Annotated in this window: 9 protein-coding genes; 5 read left to right on the top strand and 4 right to left on the bottom strand. The window is 71.5% G+C overall.

Annotated elements, in window-relative coordinates:
- Window positions 1-202: 202 nt before the first annotated feature.
- The 3 genes from CYJ26_RS04580 to dapB all read left to right on the top strand — a co-directional run bounded on the left by CYJ26_RS04580 (window position 203) and on the right by dapB (window position 4,820).
- Entirely contained in the window at window positions 203-2,572 is a 2,370-nt protein-coding gene (locus CYJ26_RS04580) for a polyribonucleotide nucleotidyltransferase (protein ID WP_006548744.1), read from the top strand.
- 104 nt (window positions 2,573-2,676) lie between these two features.
- Window positions 2,677-4,041: a M16 family metallopeptidase gene (locus CYJ26_RS04575; protein WP_034237240.1), complete on the top strand. Its 1,365-nt coding sequence runs from the start codon at window positions 2,677-2,679 to the stop codon at window positions 4,039-4,041.
- A gap of 26 nt (window positions 4,042-4,067) precedes the next feature.
- Window positions 4,068-4,820, top strand: coding sequence for a 4-hydroxy-tetrahydrodipicolinate reductase (gene dapB / locus CYJ26_RS04570; RefSeq protein ID WP_034237242.1), 753 nt, complete (start codon window positions 4,068-4,070; stop codon window positions 4,818-4,820).
- Between the two features lie 3 nt (window positions 4,821-4,823).
- On the opposite strand, the gene CYJ26_RS04565 is transcribed toward dapB, so the two are convergent.
- Window positions 4,824-5,489: a GNAT family N-acetyltransferase gene (locus CYJ26_RS04565; protein WP_034237243.1), complete on the bottom strand. Its 666-nt coding sequence runs from the start codon at window positions 5,487-5,489 to the stop codon at window positions 4,824-4,826.
- An 83-nt stretch (window positions 5,490-5,572) separates the two neighbouring features.
- Between CYJ26_RS04565 and dapA the strand changes: the two genes are divergently transcribed.
- Window positions 5,573-6,469, top strand: coding sequence for a 4-hydroxy-tetrahydrodipicolinate synthase (gene dapA / locus CYJ26_RS04560; protein ID WP_040319546.1), 897 nt, complete (start codon window positions 5,573-5,575; stop codon window positions 6,467-6,469).
- On the opposite strand, the gene CYJ26_RS04555 is transcribed toward dapA, so the two are convergent.
- The 3 genes from CYJ26_RS04555 to CYJ26_RS04545 form a co-directional block, all read right to left on the bottom strand.
- On the bottom strand, window positions 6,466-8,262 hold the full coding sequence (locus CYJ26_RS04555; protein WP_006548749.1) for an AMP-binding protein: 1,797 nt from the start codon (window positions 8,260-8,262) through the stop codon (window positions 6,466-6,468). The genes dapA and CYJ26_RS04555 overlap by 4 nt on opposite strands.
- On the bottom strand, window positions 8,259-10,112 hold the full coding sequence (locus tag CYJ26_RS04550; protein ID WP_101638040.1) for an AMP-binding protein: 1,854 nt from the start codon (window positions 10,110-10,112) through the stop codon (window positions 8,259-8,261). The genes CYJ26_RS04555 and CYJ26_RS04550 overlap by 4 nt, the downstream gene beginning before the upstream one ends.
- A gap of 119 nt (window positions 10,113-10,231) precedes the next feature.
- Complete coding sequence (locus tag CYJ26_RS04545) at window positions 10,232-12,682, bottom strand: HelD family protein (RefSeq protein WP_101638039.1); 2,451 nt, start codon at window positions 12,680-12,682, stop codon at window positions 10,232-10,234.
- A gap of 180 nt (window positions 12,683-12,862) precedes the next feature.
- On the opposite strand from CYJ26_RS04545, the gene CYJ26_RS04540 reads away from it, so the two are divergent.
- Window positions 12,863-13,819, top strand: coding sequence for a PAC2 family protein (locus tag CYJ26_RS04540; RefSeq protein ID WP_006548752.1), 957 nt, complete (start codon window positions 12,863-12,865; stop codon window positions 13,817-13,819).
- Window positions 13,820-13,842: the final 23 nt, after the last annotated feature.

Genomic DNA, 13,842 nt, shown 5'->3' with positions numbered 1-13,842 from the left:
GGCAGACCTCTGCTCACGATAGGATCACAGTGCCTGCACCAGTGTCCGCTGGAACGGACCGAGCACGCAGGCGTGGGCGGAAGCCGTCGGTTTTCGGTGGTGGCCTCCGGACGGACGCACGGCGATCAGCCGGCTCCCTTCCGTGGGCCTCGATCGAAGGCCACGAGCCCGCCCCTGATCGAGAGAAAGAGACTCATCACAGATGTTCATCGATGACCCCGAGGTCACCGCTGCCGAGGCCGTGATCGACAACGGCTCCTTCGGCAAGCGCGTCGTCCGCTTCGAGACCGGACGCCTGGCCAAGCAGGCCGCTGGAAGCGCCATGGCCTACCTTGACGGCGAGACCGCCGTCCTGTCCGCCACGACGGTGGGCAAGCACCCCAAGGACCAGTTCGACTTCTTCCCGCTGACGGTGGACGTCGAGGAGCGCCAGTACGCTGCCGGCCGCATCCCCGGCTCCTTCTTCCGTCGCGAGGGCCGCGCCGGCACCTCCGCCATCCTCGCCTGCCGACTCATCGACCGCCCGCTGCGTCCCTCCTTCGTCAAGGGCCTGCGCAACGAGGTCCAGGTCGTCGAGACGGTCCTGGCCATCCACCCAGACGACGCCTACGACGTCCTGGCGATCAACGCCGCCTCGATGTCGACCCAGATCGCGGGCCTGCCCTTCGCTGGCCCCGTGGCCGGCACCCGCCTGGCCCTCATCGACGGCCAGTGGGTCGCCTTCCCCCGCTACTCCGAGCTCGAGCGCGCCACCTTCAACATGGTCGTGGCCGGTCGCGTCCTGGAGGACGGAGACGTCGCCATCATGATGGTGGAGGCCGGCGCCACGGAGAATGCCTGGGACCTCATCCGCGCCGGCGCCACCGCCCCGACCGAGCCCGTCGTCGCCTCGGCCCTGGAGGCTGCCAAGCCGCACATCAAGGCGCTGTGCGAGGCCCAGATGAAGGTCGCCAAGCACGCCTCCAAGCCCACCGCCGAGTTCCCGCTCTACCTCGACTACTCCGACGAGCAGTACGAGGCCGTTGAGAAGGCTGCTACCGCCCACGACCTGGCCGGCGCCATTGCCACCGAGGGCAAGCAGGCTCGCGACCTGGCCACCGACGCCGTGCGCGACGCCGTCCTGGCGGACCTGGCCGAGCAGTTCGGCACCGAGGAGGACGTCAAGGCCCTCAAGGCGGCCTTCAAGTCCGTGACCAAGAAGCTCGTGCGCCACCGCACCCTGACCGAGGGCATCCGCATGGACGGCCGCGGGCTGAAGGACATCCGCACCCTGGGCGCCGAGGTCGAGGTCCTGCCCCGCGTGCACGGCTCGGCCATCTTCGAGCGTGGCGAGACCCAGATCATGGGTGTGACCACCCTCAACATGCTGCGCATGGAGCAGCAGATCGACGACCTGTCGCCGATCACGCACAAGCGCTACATGCACCAGTACATCTTCCCGCCCTTCTCCACTGGCGAGACCGGGCGCGTGGGCGCTCCCAAGCGCCGCGAGATCGGACACGGTGCGCTGGCTGAGCGCGCCCTGGTGCCCGTCATCCCCAGCCGCGACGAGTTCCCCTACGCCATCCGTCAGGTCTCTGAGGCGCTGGGCTCCAACGGCTCGACCTCCATGGGCTCGGTGTGTGCCTCCACCCTCTCCCTGCTCAACGCCGGTGTGCCGCTGCGCGCCCCCGTGGCCGGTATCGCCATGGGCCTCATGCACGAGGAGATCGACGGCGAGACCAAGTGGGCCACGCTCACCGACATCCTCGGCTCCGAGGACGCCTTCGGCGACATGGACTTCAAGGTTGCCGGTACGCGTGAGTTCATCACGGCCCTGCAGCTGGACACCAAGCTCGACGGTCTGCCCTCCGACGTGCTCGCCGGCGCGCTCGGCCAGGCCCGCGACGCCCGCTTCTTCATCCTTGACGTCATGGAGCAGGCTATCGACGGCCCCGACGAGATGGCCCCGACCGCTCCGCGCGTGCTCACCGTCCACATCCCGGTGGACAAGATCGGTGAGGTCATCGGTCCCAAGGGCAAGATGATCAACCAGATCCAGGAGGACACCGGCGCGGACCTCACGGTCGAGGACGACGGCACCGTCTACATCGGTGCCTCTGACGGCCCCTCGGCCGAGGCCGCTCGCGACGCGGTCAACGCCATCGCCAACCCGCAGATGCCGGAGATCGGTGAGCGCTTCGTCGGCACGGTGGTCAAGACCACGACCTTCGGCGCCTTCGTCTCCCTGACCCCCGGCAAGGACGGCCTGCTGCACATCTCCCAGATCCGTCGCCTGGTCGGCGGCAAGCGCGTGGAGAACGTCGAGGACGTCCTGAACGTGGGTGACAAGGTCCAGGTCGAGCTCGCTGAGATCGACCAGCGTGGCAAGCTCTCGCTGCACGCGGTCCTCACCGACGAGCAGCTGGCCGCCGAGGAGGAGGCCAAGGCCTCCCGCGGCGGCGAGGAGGAGGGCGAGCGCCGTGAGCGTCGCCCCCGCCGCTCCGAGCGCGGTGAGGAGGGCGAGCGTCGTGAGCGTCGTCCCCGCCGTCGTCGCAACCGCGCCGCTGAGGAGTCCTCACCGCAGGAGTAAGGCGCGAGCCCATCAGGGCTGAGACGTCACCGGTCTGGGGCCGGGTGAGGGATTGCACCTCACCCGGCCCCAGTCGTAGGCGCGGGCCCCGTTAGGCTCGTGCGGTGACGAACTCCTTTGACACCGCCGGTGACGCAACGAACTACGCCGAGGTCGCCCTGGAACGTGGCCGGGCCGGTGCGCCCGGCACCGAGCTGCACCTCCTTGACGACGGTGCGGTGCTGCGCCGCTCGATCCTGCCAGGTGGGGTACGCGTCATCACCGAGGCCGTGCCGGGGCTGCGCTCAGCGAGCATCGGGATGTGGTTCGGCGTGGGCAGCCGGGACGAGGTCAGTGGCCAGGAGGGGGCTACCCACTTCCTGGAGCACCTGTTGTTCAAGGGAACGGCGAGCCGTGATGCCCGCGCGATCGCCGAGTCCTTCGACATGATCGGTGGGGAGTCCAACGCCGCCACCTCCAAGGAGCACACCTCCTACTACGCCCGCGTCCAGGGCAAGGACGCTGGGCAGGCTCTGGACGTGCTCACGGACATGGTCACCTCCTCCCTGCTGGACCCGGCCGAGGTGGAGACCGAGCGTGGCGTCATCGTCTCCGAGCTGGCTGACGCCGCCGACGACCCGCAGGACGTGGCCCAGGAGGCCTTCGCCCGGGCGGCCTTCGGCGAGGGCACGCCGCTGGGCCGCCCCATCGGCGGCACCTACGAGACCGTGACCGCGGTGCCGCGCGACGCCGTGTGGGAGCACTACCAGCGTACCTACGGCTCGGACACGCTCGTCGTGGCGGCGGCCGGGGCCGTGAGCCATGAGGAGGTGTGCGAGCGGGTAGCGGCCGACCTCGCGGCAGCCGGCTGGGACTGCTCGGCTGCCAGCCAGCCCAGGCCCCGGCGCTTCGAGACCGAGCCCTGGACCGCCCTGGACGTCCACGACGTCACGGTGCGCAGGCAGAGCGAGCAGTCCCACGTCTACCTCACCTGCCAGGGCATCGCTACGCGCGATGAGCGCCGCTGGCCGATGAGCGTGCTCACCACGATCCTCGGCGGCGGCATGTCCTCGCGCCTGTTCCAGGAGGTGCGTGAGAAGCGGGGCCTGGCCTACACCACCTACGCCTTCGACACCTCCTACGCCGGTGCCGGGGCCTTTGGCCTGTACGCCGGCTGCGCCCCACAGGACGTGGACGAGGTCTGCACCGTCATGGTGGGGGAGTTCGAGAAGCTGGCGGCCGACGGCGTGACCGAGCGGGAGCTGGAGCGTGCCCGCGGGCAGATCCGCGGCTCCATGGTGCTGGGCGGGGAGGACAGCCTGGCCCGCATGGGGCGGCTCGGACGCGGCGAGGTCGTCACCGGCCGGCTGCGCTCGATGGAGGAGAACCTGCGCCGGCTGGAGCGCGTCACCGGCCAGGACGTCCAGGACCTGGCGGCCTGGCTGCTGGCTCAGCGCCGTGCCCGGGTGCTGGTCGGTCCGGCAGCCTGAGCACAGGGCCCCGCTAGGCTGGGGCCATGAGCATCACTGTTGCCGTCGTCGGCGCCTCGGGGCGCATGGGATCAGCCGTCTGCCAGGCGGTTGAGGATGCCAGCGACCTGGAGCTGGTTGCGCGCCTGGACGCCGGTGACGAGATCGTCCCGGCCACTCTGGGCGGGGCCGAGGTCGCCGTCGACTTCACCGTCCCGAGTGCCACTGAGGCCAATGTCCACGCGCTCATTGACGCCGGCCTCGACGTCGTTGTGGGCACCACCGGCTGGGACGAGGAGGCCTACGCGCGGGTGCGTGAGCACCTGGCACGTCCCGAGGCCGCTGGCTGCGCCGTGCTCATCGCCCCGAACTTCGCCCTCTCAGCCGTCCTGGCCATGAGCCTGGCGGCCAAGGCTGCCCCGTACTTCGCCTCTGCCGAGGTGATCGAGCTCCACCACCCGGCCAAGGTGGACGCCCCCTCGGGTACGGCCGTCGCCACTGCCCGAGGGATCGCGGCCTCCCGCGCGGCCGCCGGCTGCCCGCCGATGCCTGACGCCACGGCATCCGACCCCTGGGGAGCGCGAGGCGCCGTCATCGACGGCATCCACGTCCACGCGGTGCGTCTGCAGGGGCTGACGGCGCACGAGGAGGTCGTGCTGGGTAACCCCGGTGAGCAGCTGACCATCCGCACCGACTCCTTCGATCGGGCCAGCTTCATGCCCGGCGTGCTGCTTGCCGTGCGTCAGGTCGGCCAGCGTGAAGGCCTGACGATCGGCCTGGACGCGCTGCTGGACCTGTAGAACCTACAGGGCAGCCGCCCAGCAGTCCTCAACCACGCCCTGGCCCACCGGAAGCTCCCGCCAGGAGCCGGTGCGCTCCATGCCGGCCGCGGTGAGCAGCCCCTCCAGGGACTCATCCCCGCGCACGGCCCACACCACCATCACCTGCGCGCCGTCGGCACGGGCCAGGTCGCTGGCTGCGGCCAGCAGCCGGGAGCCGTGCCCGCAGCGCTGGGCAGCCGGGTCCACACCCAGCGCCGTCACCTCGGCACCAGCTTCAGGGTCGCCCTGGGCTGGCGCGCCCTGCTCATCCACGGCCTGGCCCTGGGTCGGGGCGAGGGCCACCAGGCCCACCACCGCCTCGGCGTCGGTGGCCACCAGCACGTGGTGGCCTGGTGCCGAGGGCTCGACGACGGCCTGCTCCCACCCGGCGGTGAGCACGGCCGGGGCGATCATGGCTTCCACGCCGGCCGGCAGGACGGCGCCAGCATGAGCCACCGTGTGCGCCTGGCGGAGGGAGGCGAGCATGGCGGCCGCGTGCACCCGGCCAATGGCCTCCAGGTCTGTGACGACCGCCGGCCGGACGAAGCCGGCGGCGGGCTGACCCTCCTCAGGGCGGCGGCCGGGCAGGTCAGCGGTGGGGTCCGTCTCGAAGACCGAGGGCAGGTCATGGCTGTGGTGGGAGCTCATGGCCCTGAGCGTATCGGCCCTGAGGGTGGTCTCAGCATGGGGCGCGCCATGACCGCAGGCGACCAGGCGGCTAGGCTCAGTCTATGAGCACCCCACTTTCCCGCCCCTTCGGATCCGTCGGCGTCGCGATGGTGACCCCCTTCCACCACGACGGATCGATCGACGTCGAGGCCGCCCAGGCCCTGGCCGTCAGTCTCGTCGAGGACGGGGCGAACATGATCCTGCTGGCGGGAACCACGGGTGAGGCGCCCACTACCCACCTGCCGGAGAAGCAGACCTTGCTGCGCGAGGTCGGCGACGCCGTGGCCGGGCGCGCGATGCTCGTGGCCGGTGCTGGCTCGAACGACACCGCCCACGCCGTGCGCATCGGGGTCGGCTCCCAGGACGCCGGTGCCCAGGGGCTGCTCATCAACGCCCCCTACTACAACCGGCCGAGCCAGGAGGGCGTCTATCAGCACATCATGGCCGTCGTCGAGGCCACCGACCTGCCGGTCATGGTCTATGACATTCCCGGCCGTACCGGCGTGCGCATTGAGGATGACACGCTCGCCCGGTTGGCCGAGCACGAGCGGGTGCTCGCCGTCAAGGACGCCACGGGCGACGTCGAGCAGGGCTTCAGGCGGATGGCAGCGACTGGGCTGGCCTACTACTCAGGCGACGACGGGCTCAACTTCGCCTGGCTGGCGCACGGGGCCAGCGGTGTGGTCTCCGTGGTGGCCCATGCTGACGCGCACTCCTGGCGCGAGATGGTGGCCGAGGTCGATGCCGGGGACCTGCCCGGGGCCCGGGCGGTGGCCCAGCGGATGCGGCCGCTGACGGCCGCCATCATGGGAGGCGGGCAGGGCGCCGTCATGGCCAAGGAGGCCCTGGAGCTGCAGGGCCGGATCCCGACGGCGACCGTGCGCCTGCCGCTCGTGCGTGCCGAGGCCAGCCAGGTGGAGGCGCTGCGCCAGGTGCTGGTGGCCCAGGGACTGCTCTAAGCCTGGTGCTGGCGGCGCTCCAGCAGCTCGCGGACCTCGCGGCGCAGGACCTTGCCGATCATCGAGCGAGGCATCTCATCAATGATCTCTAGACGGCGGGGCAGGGCGTAGTGAGGCAGCAGCCTCTCACCGTGGGAGCGCAGCACCTCCAGGCTCAGCGCCCTGCCCTCGGCAGTGGGCTCGCCTGAGTCGTCGGTGTCCAGGACGACGGCGGCCACGACGGTCTCACTGGCCGAGCCGTTGTCCGCGCCGATGACGGCGATGTCCGCCACGCCCGGGACCTGTCGCAGCACCGCCTCGACCTGGGAGGGGTAGACGTTGAAGCCGCCGGACAGGATGAGCTCACGGCGACGGTCGGCCATCCACAGGAAGGACTCCTCCCGGCGCACCATGTCCCCGGTGCGCAGCCACCCGCCGGGCAGCATGGCGGCGGCGGTGGCCTCCGGGTCCTGCCAGTAGCCGGCGAAGACCTGGGGACCGCGGACGAGCAGCTCGCCGGGCTCGCCGTCGGGGACCTCTGTCTCGGGGTCGATGACCGGGGCGTCGGGGTCCACCACGCGCACGTCGGTGGAGGCAAACGGCAGGCCGAGCGCTCCCAGCCGCCGGGTCGGGCCCATCGGGGTACCGGCGATGATCGGGCTGGTCTCCGTCATGCCGTAGCCCTCGACGAAGTACCCGCCGGTCAGCTCCTCCCACTGCGCGCCGACCTGGGGCGGCATGGGGGCGGCTCCGCACACGCCGTAGCGCAGGCTGGCCAGGTTCGTGCCTGCCTTCTGGGCCGCGCGCAGGATCCGCTCGAACATCACCGGTACGCCCACGAAGAAGGTCAGGGGACGGCGCTTGTGCGCGGCCAGGACCGCCTCGACGTCGAACTTGGGCATCATGACCTGGGTGGCGGCCTTCTGGACCGCGCAGAAGAGATTGAAAGTCAGCCCGAAGGCATGGAAGAAGGGCAACAGCGCCAGGAAGTTCTCCCCGCCCTCATGCAGCATCGGCACCCAGGCGATGGCCTGGTTGGCGTTGGCGCGCAGGTTCGTGTGCGTGAGCATGGCCGCCTTGGGCGTGCCCGTGGTCCCACCGGTGTGCAGCAGCACGGCGACGTCGCTGCCGGCGGGGTGAGGCCAGGAGGCGGCAAGTCGAGGCGCACGGGCGACCTCGGTGTCCCACGAGCGCACTCCGGCTGGCAGGCGTTCGGCCTTCATCGAGGCGCGGGTGGCGCGGGCCTTGGCCACCGGCAGTCTCAGTGCGGCACGTAGGTGGGCTGGCAGCGCACGCGCCAGGTCGACGGCGAAGACGGTCCGCCCGGCCAGCGGGTCGACCGAGGGATCGTGCTCGGCAGCGGGGTCCGTGACGAGGTCGACGGCCTTCTCCCAGGCCACGACGACACGGGCGCCATGGTGGTCGAGCTGGGCGCGGAGCTGATCGGCCGGGGCCAGCGGGTTGTGCTCGGCCACGATTGCCCCCAGTCGTAGGGCGCCGTAGACCGCGACGACGTGCTGGGGGCAGTTGGGCATGATGAGGGCCACCCGGTCGCCAGCGCGTACCCCCGCGTCAGCCAGGAGCTGGGCGGCGCGCTCGGAGGCGGCCAGCAGCTCGCGGTAGGTGGTGGTCCAGCCCAGGAAGTCGATGGCGACGCGATCGGGGTAGAAGCGCGCGGCGGTCTCCAGCAGCTCGCTGAGGTGGGAGTCGGGGACCTCGATGGTGGCGGGGATACCGGGCTGGTACCCAGGCCGGTGGAAGCGCTCGGCGTCCCAGGACGCGCCGGTTCCCGCCGGCTGGGACGAGGCACTCACTTGTCCTCCTCAGCGTCCTGGCTGGCCTGGGAGGACTGGCTGGCCTGGGCCTCGCCCAGGCGCTCGACCAGGGAGGCGGCCGCGCTGACGGAGGCTGAGGCGACGGCGTCGGCGGCGCCGCTGGCTGCCTCGCGAGCGGCCAGCAGCTCCTCGCGCACGACCCGGCGCAGCACCTTGCCGATCTGGGAGCGGGGCATCTCGCTCAGGATCGCGATCTGGCGCGGCAGCGCGTAGTGGGACAGGGTCTGCTCAGCCCAAGAGCGCACCTGCTCCAGGGTGACCGTCTGGCCCTCCTTGGGCAGGATCGCGGCCACGACGCGCTCGTTACCAGCGTCCCCCTCACCTCCGGGCAGGCCGACGACGGCGACCTCCTCGACCTGGGGCATTGAGCGGACCGCCGCCTCGACCTCGGTGGGGTAGATGTTGAAACCGCCGGAGATGATGAGCTCCTTGCGTCGGTCGGCGATGACGTAGAAGCCATCGGCCTCCTGGCGCACGAGGTCACCGGTGCGCAGCCACCCTCCGGGCAGCAGCACGGCATCGGTCTCCTCGGGGTTCTCCCAGTAGCCGGCGAAGACCTGGGGACCGCGCACGAGCAGCTCACCAACCTGCCCGGGCTCGACGTCGACCTCGGTGTCCTCCGGGTCAACCAGGCGCACGTCCGTGGAGGGGTAGGGCACGCCCAGCGCCCCGGCACGACGCTCAGGGGAGATGGGGTTGCCCAGGATGATGGGGGAGGCCTCAGTCATGCCGTAGCCCTCGATGATGACCCCACCGGTGGCCTCCTCCCAGGCCTGGGCCACGGCCTTGGGATTGGCGGCTGCTCCACACACGGCGATCTTGCAGCTCGATAGGTCGGCGCCGGTGGCGTTGGCGCGTGCCACGATGCGGTCGAACATCACCGGCACGCCCGGGAAGAAGGTGGCGGGGCGGCGCTTCCAGGCGGTGAGCACCATGTCAGCGCTGAACTTGGGCAGGATGACCTGGGTGGCTGCCAGGCCCACGGCGCACAGCAGGGACAGGCTGAGCCCGAAGGCGTGGAAGAAGGGCAGGACCGCGTAGAAGGTCTCCTGGCCTGCCTCGCAGGTCTGGGAGGCCCAGGCCAGGCTCATCTCGGCGTTGGAGCGCAGGTTGGTGTGGGTCAGGCGCACGGCCTTGGGGCTGCCAGTGGTGCCCCCGGTGTGGAGCAGGACGGCGGTCTGGCCGACCTCGGGCAGGGGGTGCCCGGCAGGCAGCGGGGTGGAGGCGGCCACGGCGTCGTCCCACGAGCGCACTCCCGCAGGGACCTTGCCGCGCAGCTCGGAGCGCTGGGCGCGAGCAGCGGCCACCGGCAGCCGCAGGGCCATGCGGCTGGTCCATGGCAGGCCGCGGGACAGGTCCACGGCGTAGACCTGACGGTCAGCCAGTCCGGCGGCGCGCAGCGAGCCTGAGGCCTGGACCAGGCGGGCCAGTGTCTTCTCCCAGGCGATGATGACCTTGCCGTGGTGGATCTCGATCTGCTCGCGGATCTGGGCGGCTGGGGCCAGAGGGTTGTGCTCGGCCACGATCGCGCCGATCCGCCAGGCGGCGTAGGCGAGCACCACGTGCTGGGGGCAGTTGGGCAGGATGAGGCCGACGACGTCGCCACGACCGATCCCGGCGCGCCGCAGGGTCTCGGCCGCCTGGGCGACCTGGCGGGAGAGCTGGGAGTAGGTCGTGGTGGCGCCCAGGAAGTCGATGGCGATGTGGTCGGGGAAGCGACGGGTGGCGTCGTCGAGCATGCGTGAGAGCGGCTCGGTGACCGGCGCGATCGTGGCCGGCACGCCGGGGGCGTAGTGGGGCCGAAGGTAGCTGCGCGAGGTGTCGCTCATCCGAGGTGTCCTTCCCTGGGGCGCGGGGCAGGCGGGCTGACCCGCTGCCTACGCAACCGTAACCTACGGTTGCGTAACCTTGTGGGGAGGCAAGGAAGGAGGCGGGTGTGGCCTCACCCTCATCCTAGGGCAAGGCCCTGCGGCAGCTCCTGGCGAGAGACCACCCGCAGGCGGCGCGTCGGGCGGGTCATCGCCACGTACAGGTCACCGGCGCTCTGCCTGCCGATCATGGCAGGGTCCACGAGCACGACGACGTCGAACTCCAGACCCTTGGACAGCACCGGTCCCATGACCGCGAGCCTGGCTCGCAGCACGTCCCCGCCCGGAGCAGTCATCGCCTCAGCCAGCGCGGCGTCCTGGCCGAGCCAGGCCGCCACGGCCGGCGCGTCAGGGGCGATGACGGCAACGCGCCCACCCTGGGGGCCGACGGCCTCGTCGAGGGCGGCCAGCTCCTGGCTCACCACCGCGCGCAGGTGGCCGGCCCAGCCAGCCTCGTCATGCGCCAGGGCGCTCGCGGACAGGTCCTCCGCCTCCAGGCAGCCGGGCAGGTCCCGCACCGAGCGCACGGGATACACCGGTGGGTGCCCCAGCGCCGTCGTCACCGCGTCAGCCGTGTCCATGATCGTGGCCGGGGTGCGGTAACACACGGTGAGCACCTCCTCGCGCAGGGGCGTGGAGGCCACCGGTCGACTCGTGCGCCCACCACGACGCGGCTGGCTGGGTGAGGTCCCCAGGGCCTGGAGCACCTCAGCCCAGGAGGAGGGGGCGTGGGGGCCGGAGTACTGGGCGAGGTCCCCCACCACGGTGAAGGAGCGCACCGGGCAGCGCCTGGCCAGCGCCCGCCAGGCCATGTCACCCAGCTCCTGGGCCTCGTCGACCACGACGTGGCCGTAGGTCCATCCTCGGTCCGCCCTGGCCCTCTCCGCCAGCGTCAGGGACGGCCCGGCGTCCTCCATCCGGTCGGCCAGCATCTCGGCGCTGACCATGCCGTCTCCCAGTCCCTGGGACTCGATGGCGCGCGCGGCGTAGTCCACGAGCTCGGCGCGTCGGCGGGTCTCCAGCCTCGCCTGGCGGGCCTGGGCATCCTCGCTGGGACCCAGCAGCTCAGCGAGCTCGTCGATCAGCGGCACGTCAGCCGGGGTGAGCGGCGAGCCGGGGGTGCGTGCCAGGCTCTCGCGCTCGGCGGCGCTGAGCTCGGGCGCGACCTGCTCTAGCAGGGGCGGGCGGGCCCACAGCCGCTCCAGCAGGCCGGTGGGCGTCGTCGGCATCCAGCACAGGTTGATCTCGCGGCGGGCGTCGCGTGTCGTGCGGATGTCCTCACGGATCCAGGCGCGGGTCTCGGGGTCGGAGGCGTCCTGGCGGGTGGCAGTGGCGTACTGGTCAGTCAGCCGTTCCAGCAGCCACAGCACGAAGGTCTCGCGGGCCAGGTTGTGGGGCTTGCCCGAGCGGCGGGCCCGGCTCATAGCCTCGCGCACGTCGGCGGGCTCCAGGAGCAGGCGCGTGCCCTGGACGATGATCTCGCGGGGCTGGTCGGGCAGGCGCTGCAGGCTGCGTACCGCGCGGCGCAGGATCTCGGCCCACACGGTCCGGCCCTTGAGCTCATGGAGGGCGGGCGACTCCGTGCCGCGGGCGCGCACGCCCGGCACGAGGTCAGCGATGGTGGTGGCCACCACCCCGGTCTCGCCCAGTGAGGGCAGCACCTGCTCGACGTAGCGCAGGAAGGTGCGCGAGGGGCCCACCAGGAGCACCCCTGAGCGCTCCAGGCGCTCACGCTCGGAGTAGAACAGGTAGGCCACCCGGTGCAGGGCCACCGCGGTCTTGCCGGTGCCCGGTCCGCCCTGGACCACGAGCACACCGCGGCCCTGGGCCGTGACGATGCGGTCCTGCTCGGCCTGGATGGTGGCGACGATGTCACCCATGCGTCCGTCGCGTGCCGCGCTCATGGCCGCGATGAGCGCGCCCTCGCCCTGCAGCCCCTCGGCTGCGACGCGGGGCTGGGAGCCTGACGGGTAGGTGCCAGCCTGGTCCAGCGAGGAGACGTCGATGACCTCGTCCTCCAGTCCGATGACGCGCCGAGCGCGGGTGTCGATATGACGACGTCGTACCAGGCCCATGGGCCGGGAGGCGGTGGCCTGGTAGAAGGCGCGGGCCAGAGGCGCCCGCCAGTCCAGGACGACCTCGCGGTGGCGAGCGTCCTGCAGGCCGGTGCGCCCGACGTAGTGGCGCTGGCCACCGTGGGTGACCGGGCCGGCGCTCGCCCCGTCCACTGCTCCGTGTGCCAGGTCCATGCGGCCGAAGACGAGGCGGTCCTCGACTCCCTCCAGGGAGGCGATGAGGCCGGAGTAGTGCACCGCGTAGGCGTCTCGCTCGCCACGGGACTGGTGGGTGCCGGACACCCCCTGGGCCTCGGTGGCGGCCAGCGAGCGGCGCGCCGCCTCCAGCTGGCGGTCCAGCTCGCCGTAGGCCAGGTCGACGACGTGCTGCTCGGCGTGGATCTCGCGGTCACGGACCGAGGAGGTGGCCTGGGCCTCGGGCTGCTCGGAGGTCGGGGGCTGGGATGACGGTGGCATCTGGCTCGCTGTCTGGTTGTGCGGGGCAGGTCATGAGCCCGCCGTGGGTACCGCTGAGGGTGCACAGGCAGGCCGGTCCATTATTCTCCTGGCAGGGCCGCGCGGAAGAAGCCGACGGCGAACAGGACGTGGGAACATGGTCACCACGGCCGGTGTTGCAGTGCTCAGCACGAAAGGAGGATGCCCATGCCGCTCTACAGTTTTGAACGCCCTGCCCAGGCTCCGGTGGCGCCTCGTGTCCTTCTGTACCACCTGGACGGGGCGATGGACGCTGGTCACGCCGGTGAGCTGGCCGTTGAGCAGCTGCTCATGACCCTGCCCTGGCAGCGTCTGGCCACCTTTGACGCCGACGCGCTCATGGACTACCGGGCACGCCGGCCCATGATGACCTTCAGCTCGCACACCTACACCTCGGTGCAGATGCCTGAGCTGGTTCTCGACCTGCTCCAGGATGACGAGGGTGAGGACCTCCTGCTGCTCCACGGAAGCGAGCCGGACTACCGGTGGGAGGAGTTCATCGGGGCGGTCACCCACCTGGCGCTGACCATGGGGGTGAGCCAGGCGGTGTCCATGACTGGCATGCCGCTGGCCGTGCCCCACACCCGTCCGGTCTACGTCCACCACCACGGCAACCGGCCCGAGGAGCTGCCCGAGCAGCCGGACTTCTTTGGCCACGCGGAGTTCCCCGGCTCGGTGAGCGGCCTGCTGGAGCTGCACCTGGGGGAGGCAGGGCTGAGCTCGCGGGGCCTGACGGCGGGCATCCCGCACTACGTGGCGCGGGAGGACTACCCGGCTGGCGCCGCGGCGCTGCTGGCGGCTGTGGCTGAGACCACAGGACTAGCCCTGCCGCTGGGGGACCTGGAGGCAGCTGCCGCGGTCAACCGCGCCGACATCGACGCTGAGGCTGCGGGCCAGAGCGAGGTGGCGGCCGTCGTGGCCGCCCTGGAGGCGCAGTATGACGCCGTGGCTCCGGTCAAGGCCGACGTCGAGGAAGTCTCCCGGATGCTCGACGTCCCCACAGCCGATGAGATCGGCGCCCGGCTGGAGGCCTTCCTGGAGGCTAACGGCACCGACCCGGGCCTGCAGTACCCGGGAGCCACCGGCCTGGAGCCCCATCATCCCGAAGGCCGTGACTGACGCGCCGTGAGTGAGCTCGCCCC

Origin of the sequence: Actinomyces urogenitalis (assembly GCF_002861525.1) — a bacterium.
Lineage (GTDB): Bacteria > Actinomycetota > Actinomycetes > Actinomycetales > Actinomycetaceae > Actinomyces > Actinomyces urogenitalis.
The sequence above is the reverse complement of the archived record's forward strand: the minus strand, read 5'-3'. Positions and strand labels throughout refer to the sequence as shown.

Coding starts and splice junctions, on each gene's coding strand:
- CYJ26_RS04580 (WP_006548744.1), top strand. CDS start 203: ATGTTCATCGATGACCCCGAGGTCACCGCTGCCGAGGCCGTGATCGAC.
- dapB (WP_034237242.1), top strand. CDS start 4,068: ATGAGCATCACTGTTGCCGTCGTCGGCGCCTCGGGGCGCATGGGATCA.
- CYJ26_RS04565 (WP_034237243.1), bottom strand. CDS start 5,489: ATGAGCTCCCACCACAGCCATGACCTGCCCTCGGTCTTCGAGACGGAC.
- dapA (WP_040319546.1), top strand. CDS start 5,573: ATGAGCACCCCACTTTCCCGCCCCTTCGGATCCGTCGGCGTCGCGATG.
- CYJ26_RS04550 (WP_101638040.1), bottom strand. CDS start 10,112: ATGAGCGACACCTCGCGCAGCTACCTTCGGCCCCACTACGCCCCCGGC.
- CYJ26_RS04545 (WP_101638039.1), bottom strand. CDS start 12,682: ATGCCACCGTCATCCCAGCCCCCGACCTCCGAGCAGCCCGAGGCCCAG.
- CYJ26_RS04540 (WP_006548752.1), top strand. CDS start 12,863: ATGCCCATGCCGCTCTACAGTTTTGAACGCCCTGCCCAGGCTCCGGTG.